The sequence below is a fragment of the Bradyrhizobium sp. Kon10 genome, from assembly GCF_055807395.1.
Genome location: NZ_JBVVOZ010000164.1, coordinates 1 through 326, shown reverse-complemented (window position 1 = coordinate 326; position 326 = coordinate 1). Strand labels below are relative to the sequence as shown.

Sequence of the window (326 nt, the reverse complement as noted above, 5' to 3'; positions counted from 1 at the left end):
GCTGATCCGGATGGCTACACTCTCGTGATCGGTACGCCCGGTCCGCACGTCATCAACCAGTATATCTACAAGAACCAACCGTTCGACGGTGCAAAGGACCTTGCGCCCGTCGTAGTGATTGCGCGCGTACCTAACCTGATCTCGGTCAATCTCGATGTGAAGGCGAATACGCTGCAGGAGCTTATCGCGCTCGCGAAGGCCGACCCGGGCAAGCTTTCTTACGCATCGCCGGGCACCGGCGGCACGGGCCACGTGGCGACCGAGCTCTTGAAGTCGATGGCCGGCATCGATTTGCTACACGTGCCGTATCGCGGCAGCGCACCGGC

General features: G+C 61.3%; 1 protein-coding gene. It reads left to right on the top strand.

All coding sequences use genetic code 11. The annotated features are described in order from the left end of the window. A partial coding sequence (locus AC0L2O_RS36545; protein WP_473373170.1) for a Bug family tripartite tricarboxylate transporter substrate binding protein occupies positions 1–326 on the top strand: 326 nt, incomplete at both ends.